This window comes from Methylobacterium pseudosasicola (genome assembly GCF_900114535.1).
GTDB classification, from domain to species: domain Bacteria; phylum Pseudomonadota; class Alphaproteobacteria; order Rhizobiales; family Beijerinckiaceae; genus Methylobacterium; species Methylobacterium pseudosasicola.
Genome location: NZ_FOTK01000034.1, coordinates 57,169 through 64,409 on the forward strand (window position 1 = coordinate 57,169; position 7,241 = coordinate 64,409).

The 7,241-nt window shown below is 67.1% G+C and carries 7 protein-coding genes; 2 read left to right on the forward strand and 5 right to left on the reverse strand.

Annotated elements, in window-relative coordinates; translation table 11 throughout:
* Positions 1-15: 15 nt before the first annotated feature.
* Together BM228_RS25255 and BM228_RS25260 are read right to left on the reverse strand one after the other, a co-directional pair.
* Entirely contained in the window at positions 16-384 is a 369-nt protein-coding gene (locus BM228_RS25255) for a response regulator (RefSeq protein ID WP_092044904.1), read from the reverse strand.
* Complete coding sequence (locus BM228_RS25260; RefSeq protein WP_208612097.1) at positions 381-2,606, reverse strand: ATP-binding protein; 2,226 nt, start codon at positions 2,604-2,606, stop codon at positions 381-383. The genes BM228_RS25255 and BM228_RS25260 overlap by 4 nt, the downstream gene beginning before the upstream one ends.
* 269 nt (positions 2,607-2,875) lie before the next feature.
* Between BM228_RS25260 and BM228_RS25265 the strand changes: the two genes are divergently transcribed.
* Complete coding sequence (locus BM228_RS25265) at positions 2,876-3,559, forward strand: Crp/Fnr family transcriptional regulator (RefSeq protein WP_092044919.1); 684 nt, start codon at positions 2,876-2,878, stop codon at positions 3,557-3,559.
* Positions 3,560-3,581: 22 nt separating this feature from the next.
* Here the strand turns inward: BM228_RS25265 and BM228_RS25270 are convergent, their stop codons facing one another.
* Complete coding sequence (locus BM228_RS25270) at positions 3,582-5,480, reverse strand: SUMF1/EgtB/PvdO family nonheme iron enzyme (protein ID WP_092044907.1); 1,899 nt, start codon at positions 5,478-5,480, stop codon at positions 3,582-3,584.
* A gap of 147 nt (positions 5,481-5,627) precedes the next feature.
* Between BM228_RS25270 and BM228_RS25275 the strand changes: the two genes are divergently transcribed.
* Positions 5,628-6,524 carry a DUF4399 domain-containing protein gene (locus BM228_RS25275; protein ID WP_092044909.1) on the forward strand — a complete coding sequence of 299 codons (897 nt, stop codon included), beginning with the start codon at positions 5,628-5,630 and terminating at the stop codon, positions 6,522-6,524.
* A 114-nt stretch (positions 6,525-6,638) separates the two neighbouring features.
* Here the strand turns inward: BM228_RS25275 and BM228_RS35920 are convergent, their stop codons facing one another.
* Both BM228_RS35920 and BM228_RS35925 read right to left on the reverse strand, forming a co-directional pair.
* A complete protein-coding gene (locus BM228_RS35920) occupies positions 6,639-6,773 on the reverse strand; it encodes a hypothetical protein (protein WP_280142354.1) in 135 nt (44 codons plus the stop codon).
* 231 nt (positions 6,774-7,004) lie between these two features.
* Positions 7,005-7,241, reverse strand: a 237-nt coding sequence (locus BM228_RS35925; protein WP_425284992.1) for a calcium-binding protein, incomplete at its 5' end; no start/stop codon positions are given.

The window sequence follows — 7,241 nt, forward strand, 5'->3', positions numbered from 1 at the left end:
AGCCTCCATTTCCCTCTAGGCCTCGGGGAGCATCTGGCGGACGAGGCTCAGGATCTTGCGCGGGCTGAAGGGTTTGGCGACGTAGCCGTCGCAGCCCGCCGCCAGCGCCCGATCCTCATCGCCCGACAGGGCGTAGGAGGTCACCGCGACGACCGGGATGTGGCGGGTCGCCGGGTCGGCCTTGAGGCGTCGCGCGGCTTCGTACCCGTCCATGATCGGAAGCTGGATATCCATGAGGATGAGGTCCGGCTGCTCGGCCTGTGCCGCCTCCACGCCGCACCGTCCGTTCGTGGCCTCAACGATGCCGTAGCCGGCGGCGGTCAGGAGATCGCGCAGGATGCGGCGATTGTCCTCCGTATCCTCGACGATCAGAATGCGCTTCATGAGGCCTTCTTTCGCTCGACCGACGGCCGGATCGGAAGGGTCACCTGGAAGACAGCCCCCTGCCCCAGTTCCGATCGCACCTCTATCCGACCGCCGTGCAGGAGGACTAGACGGCGGGCGATCGAGAGACCCAGTCCCGTGCCGCCCTGCTGCCGCGTGCTCGAGCTGTCGACCTGCTGGAATTCGTCGAAGATCCGCGCCTGATCGGCGGGCGAGATCCCGGGACCGGTATCGGAAATCGTGATGACGAAGCTGCCGTCGACAGCCCGGGCGGCGACCTCCACGGAGCCGGATTGCGTGAACTTTATGGCATTGCCGACGAGGTTCATGAGCACCTGCGTGAGCCGCCGCTCATCTGCTTGCCCGATCGGCAAGCTCGTGGGGACGTCGAGCTTCAGGGCGAGCCCCTTCGCGTCGGCCAGCGAGGCCGCCGCCACCGTGACGGACTCGATCAGGGCGCCCAGAGAATAGTCCTGGAAGTTGACCGTGAGCAGGCCCGCCTCGATCTTCGTGAAATCGAGGACGTCGTTGATCAGGCTCAGCAGGTGGCGGCCGTTAATCTGGATGCGCTCCAGCGCCTCGCTGGCCTTCTCGCTTAGGGCACCGTAGAGCCCGTCGGCGAGCAGTTCCGAATAGCCCAGCACGGCGTTAAGGGGCGTGCGCAGCTCGTGGCTCATGTTGGCGAAGAACTGCGTCTTGTGGAGATCGGCGGCGGCGAGCTGCCGCCCCTTCTCGTCGACCTCCTGGAACAGGCGCGCGTTGCGGAGCGCAAGGGCCGCCTGGTGCGCAAAGGTGTGCAGGACGTGCTCGGAGCCCCCCGGAGGCGCGGCGTCGTCGTAGACGAGCAGCAGGAGGAAGCCGAGGCGGCCGTCGCTGTCGGCGAGGTTGATAAGCGTGGCGGCGCGGAAGCCGTCCTCGACGCCCGTCAGAAGTCCGCCGATCATGGCCAGATCGCGGATCGGGACGATTTCGGCGGCGGCGTCGCCGACCTGCGCCAGGGCGTTTCCGGGCAGGATGTCGCTGACCGCGGCCAACGGCAGACCGTGGCCGCCGGCGCGGCGGAACGATTCGCCCGGCGCCTCGACAAGATAGACGGCGCTGGCGTCGGACCCCGCGAGAGTCGCGGCCCGCGCGGCGATGGCCCGTACGACATCGTCGATCTGCAGTGAGGCGACGATGGCGCGACCGGTCTCCTCGAGGGCCTGCAACTCGCTGACCGAGCGGGCGAGGTCCCTGGTTTGACGCTGGATCTCGCTTTCGAGCCGCGCATACGAGGTCGAGAGCGCGTCCGCCATGGTGTTGAAGCGCGTCGCAAGAGCTCCGAGTTCGTCCCCCGTGTGAACCGCGATGCGATGCTCAAAGCGGTTGGCCGCGAAATGCTCGGCCCCGGCGTGGAGCGCGCGGATCGGCACCAACATGCGGCGAGCCAGCAAAAGGCTGGCACAGATCGCCACGACGAGGCCGAAGGCGAGGAGCCAGGCGAGCCGGATGAGCAGGTCGCGCAGAGGCGCGAGCGCCTCGTTGAGGGGTTGCGCGACGACAATCGTCGCAGGCAGCACGTCGAGGGGGTACTGCGTGGCCAGGACCGGCCGGCCTGCTGCATCGGAGGCATAAGACACCGAATCGGACGCCGACAGCGCCAGCCGATCGCCCGCCGCATGCGGGCTTCCGCCCGAGTGGGTAACGATGATCCCGTCCGACGTGACGAGGTCGGCGTAGCTCTCGGCACCCGCGGTCGAGGCCGGAAGGCTCCCCGCCAGGGCGGCCAGCCGGACGCGGGCCAGGGTGACGCCCGTCCCCGCGGCCGGGTGCGGCAGCAAGAGACTCGCGTAGATCTCGCTCCCGACGATCTGGAGGTCTTGAAATCCCTTGCGCGGCGGGACCGGCCCGAGATCGGCCGACGCTATGGGGGCGGGGCCGTTCGGCCGGCGCGCCCGGATACGCTCGCGGCCCTCGTCATCGTAGAAGGCGAGGGTGAGGACGATCGGCGTTTGATCAAGGAGCGCGGCGTAGTCCTCGCGGTGCTGGGCGAGGCTCTGCGCGCTCGCCCGCGTCACCCAGCCCACCTGTCGCTCGATCTCAGCCAGCGTCTCCTCGACCGCCGCGACTGCGGCGGCCGCATAGGCTGCCTGGACGCGGGCGACGCGGTCGACGGTTTCCCGGTACAGAAACCACGTCTCGACGGCCGCATTGATCGTCAGCACCACGGCGACGAGACTCACCAACGTTAGAACGTATTTGCGGAACAGGCTGCCACGCCAGGGCAAGCTCGGCGCCGACGATATTGCGTCCTGCGTCCGCATCAGCAGACTCCGCAATGCCGGGCCAGCAGGAACGGCCCGTACCCGAAACGGGCGACGTGGATCACGATCGAATGTTTCACGATCAGCATGATCGAATACAGAACATACGGCAACTGAAAACCAGCCATTGCATCATCGAATGCATTCGCGCGAGAATCCAACGATCACAGGCTCTCGGGATGGCGATGATGTCGGCGGATTCCGGTTTCGGTCAGCTTCTGCGCGTGAACCCGCTATTCTCGAACCTCGGCCCCAAGGTGATCGACTGTCTTTCCGCAATGGCGACCACACGCACGTTGCAGCCCGGCGAAATTCTATTCCAGGTTGATGATCCCGGTGATGCGCTCTACGGCGTCCGGCGGGGCGAGATCCGCATCGAGACCGGGACCGAGGCCGGGCGACGCATCGTGCTGAACAGCCTCGGCGCCGGCGACCTCTTCGGCGAGATCGCCCTTCTGGACGGGCGCGAGCGCACGGCCGATGCCGTTGCCGCCGTGGCGAGCGAACTTTTCGTCCTGCGGCGCCCCGATCTTCTGGCCTATCTCACGCGCGAGCCCGACGTGGCGATCCGGTTGATCGGCCTGCTCTGCAGCCGGATCCGCTACATCGCCGGCCAGATGACCGAGCTGGCGACGCTGTCGCTGGGTGCGCGTCTCGCCCGCCGGTTGGTGGTTCTGGCCGAAGATTTCGGCAACGAGATCGAGATCTCGCAGGAGCAGCTCGGTGCCTTCGTGGGCGGCACGCGCGAGAGCGTGAACCGCCAATTGCAGGTCTGGCGCCGCGCCGGCTACATCGAACTTCGCCGGGGCTGCATCGTGCTCCTAAAGGCCGAAGCGCTGGCCCGGATGGCGCATGAGCCGTCTTGCGCTTGAGCCCGCGATACGTCGGGCCGCCTCACGGCAGCCCCCGGGCAACGCGGAACCCGTTGGCATAGTACCGGACATCGGCGTCGTAGCGGAACCGCGCAGTGGGCTTCACGTAAGTGGCCGTGCTGTCGAACGAGCCACCTCGAAGGACGCGCTGGCCGCAGGATCCGGTCGACCAAGCCGTTCCGTCCTGCGGGGCGCCGCGATACGATTCATTCCAGCAATCCTCGACCCATTCGGCCGCGTTGCCCGCCATGTCGAACAGCCCGAACCCGTTGGGCGCGAAGCTCGCGACGCTGGACAGTTCCGGCCTGGCCGTGCGGCTGCATTCCCGGCAATTGGCCTTGCTATCGCCGACCTGAGCCCCCCAGGCGAAGGCGGTGTTCGTGCCGCCGCGTGCGGCGTATTCCCATTCCGCCTCGCTCGGCAGGCGGTAGGTGCGCCTCGTCCGCGCGCTGAGCCACGCCACATAGTCCTGCGCGTCGAACCAGCTCACGTTCGTGATCGGATGCGCGCCGGACTGCTCCTCCGACGGGTTCGGCCGGTACTTGCAGGCGCCTGCCTCGACGCAGCTGTGCCACTCGTCGACCGTCGTCTCCCGGCGAGCGATCGCGAACGGGCGCGGGATGGTCACCCGATGAACCGGGCGATCGAACGGCAGGGCGCCGGCGCCCATCTCGAACGTCCCCGCGCGCAGGATGACGAGTTCGGGGCACCGGTCGCAATCCCGCAAGCTCTGTCCCGCGGCTTGACTATTTTCCCGGGTCTGCGGCTGCGGTGGGGAGGTCTGGGCCTGGGCCGGCAGGGCTGCTGCGGACGGCACCGCGGCCGCCGGCGAAGGCGCAGGGGGAATCGCGGGCGGCGGGAGCGCGGGCGGGGATGGTCCGACGGAATCGGGTGGTGAACGACGCGCGAGGCGAGACGGTTCGGCCCTGCCGGCACGATCCGTGGCGGGTGCCGGCAGAGCGTCGGGCGGCGTGACGGAGAAGCGAAACTCCTCGATCAACGAGGAGGAGATCCAGGGAACGCGTTCCGCCTTCGATGCGCGCGACACCCCGATCCGGGTGTGGGTGAAGGCTTCTTCGGCGGTGATGTTCGGCGCGCGCAACTCCTTGCCGAGTTCGCTCACGAACAGGCTGATATCGCCGTCGTCCTCGCGCACGACCTTCCCCGGCGGGGCCGAGAACAGGACGAGGCTCCCCTCCGGGGCATCGACCGGCGCAAGGCCCGCGGAGGACGCTCGGAAGCGGCGCTCGAACGGGTTCTGCCGGGCCGCGTCTACGACCGCGATCTTCACGCGCACGCCGCGTCGGTTCAACTCGCTCAGTATCGCGTCGAGGTTGATGCCATCCCGGCGGACTTCCGTCTCGGACCAGATCTGCGCGTTCACGGGGATCAGGTAGCTCTGGCGCTCGACCTGGATGCCGTAGCCGCCGAAATACACCAGGGCAGCCGCGCCGGCGTTGAGCTTGGCATAAAACGCATCCAGGGTCGCCTGGACGTCTTCACGCCGCAGGTTCTCGCGCAGATCAACGTCGAACTCGCTGCGCCGCAACTCCTCGGCGAGAAGCCGCCCGTCTTTCGCGACTGTGGGCAGCGACCCCTGGGCATCGGGGTATCGGCTGTTGGCGATGAGGAGGGCGAAGCGCCGTCCGGCCCCGATCGGGTTCTGGGCCTGCCCGGGACGCACGGCCAGAAGCAGCCCGCTCAGCGTGATGAGTGTCAGCCCTATCAGGACGCCGTACCCGCGGATACGGCCGGGCAGCCCCTTCCGAAGCCGCGGCTCTGGAAGGCCCCAAACATCGATCCGTCCCGGCATGAACGATGACCTGCACGCTATGAGCGGACGAGCGAAGTCCGCAGTGTATGTAGAATTGGCAGAAGCGCAATGATGGCTTTCCCCGCCTGACTGCGCATTCCAGGGCATCTGTCGACCGAGACAAGATATCAATACTTTTTAATTGCCAGTTCAGCGGCCACATCGTATGGATCGGCGGTCATCCTGTTCGATTCGGAGCGTCGCGGCGTGCCATCGAAATGCGAATTCTGACCATCGCGCCGATCGGGAGGCATCGTGATTGATGCAGGAAGATATAGCACGGGCCTGTTGACTCGAGCGGCGCTGGTTCTGCTGCTGGCCACGTCCACCGTGATTGCGCAGGAGCGCAAAGGCGGCCCGACTCCATCGCCGGCGGCTGCCGCGGTCTACTTCGTCGATGTCAAGAACGGCAGTACGCTGCCGCCCAAGACGACGATCCACTTCGGCCTCCGGAACATGGGTGTCGCGCCGGCGGGCTCGGATCGCCCGAACTCCGGACACCATCATCTTCTCATCGACACGCCGATGCCCTCGGCAGATCGGCCAATCCCGAACGACTTCAACCACATGCATTTCGGGGCCGGGCAGACCGAGGCTGAGATCGATCTGGCGCCGGGCGAGCACACACTTCAGCTTCTGCTCGCCGACAAGGACCATATCCCGCACAGCCCGCCGGTCGCTTCCGAGGTCATCAAGGTCCGGGTCGCGGCTCAGGCGTCCGAGCCGTCCTCCGCGGCCGGGGCGAGCGCCGTCCAGCAGCGTCCGTCGCCGCCGGGAGCGCGCGTGTACTTCGTGCAACCGCGCAACGGCGACGTCGTGGGACGCAAGACGCTCGTGCGATTCGGGCTGACCGGGATGGGTGTGGCTCCGGCAGGCTTCGACAAGGCGAATACGGGTCATCACCACCTGCTGATCGATACCCCGCTGCACGCAACCGATGAGCGGATCCCGAACGATTTCGAGCATCTGCACTTTGGGCTCGGTCAGACCGAGGCGCTGGTGACGCTCCCCCTCGGGACGCACAGCCTGCAGCTGGTCCTCGCCGATGCCGACCATGTCCCGCACAAGCCACCCGTGATGTCCAACGTGATTCGGGTGACCGTGACGCGAACCGGCCGCAAGCCGCGGCCCCGGCGCCATCACGGCCGGTAGATGCTCCTCCGCTGAACCGCTCGGTCCCCGCGCGGACGACATGGCCGCCCTCGCGCGGTTGAGTCTCCGCGCTCGCGTGATGCCGAGCCGGTCTCCGTTTTTACGGCGAGCGCCCTAACGCGCCGCAGCGGATTGCGTGTCGGCCTCTCCACGCTTGTGCAGGCTGCCGAGTGCGGCCCGCTGCGCGAGGAGGGAATCCAACTCACGCCAGATCTGCAATTTCACGCGTAATTCGGTCGTGCGTCTCATGACATCCTCCCACCGGGTGATGATCCGATGCCGAGTATCGCCGCGCCTGGGCTGAACGGCTGTGAGGACGATCACAATGAGCTGGATCGTGTGGGCGGAGCCGCCGTGCCTGCGGGGGCGACTCACGGAGACCGTCACGCAACCGACAGACGAAGAAACGCCCCGCCAAGCATGCTTGGCGGGGCGTGGTGTCATGGGCTTGTGACTGTCAGGCTCGGCTGAATACCGAGCTTAGTGGAACATGCCCATGTCAGGAACGTGGGCGTCGACATGCACGGCCATCTCGTGGTGAGCCGCCATGTGCTCCTGGCCCTGGCCCGCAGGACCATTGTCGCCGTAGAGGTGGTCATTGCCCGACCCGCCGTGGATCGTATCGTTGCCCTTGCCACCGTAGATCGTGTCGTCACCCTTGCCACCGTAGAGGTGGTCGTTGCCCGACCCGCCGTGGATGGTGTCGTTGCCCTTGCC

What these genes read in the sequence shown, in the direction of transcription:
- BM228_RS25255 (WP_092044904.1), bottom strand. Translation starts at nt 384, where the DNA reads ATGAAGCGCATTCTGATCGTCGAGGATACGGAGGACAATCGCCGCATC.
- BM228_RS25270 (WP_092044907.1), bottom strand. Translation starts at nt 5,480, where the DNA reads ATGCCCTGGAATGCGCAGTCAGGCGGGGAAAGCCATCATTGCGCTTCT.
- BM228_RS35920 (WP_280142354.1), bottom strand. Translation starts at nt 6,773, where the DNA reads ATGAGACGCACGACCGAATTACGCGTGAAATTGCAGATCTGGCGTGAG.
- BM228_RS25265 (WP_092044919.1), top strand. Translation starts at nt 2,876, where the DNA reads ATGTCGGCGGATTCCGGTTTCGGTCAGCTTCTGCGCGTGAACCCGCTA.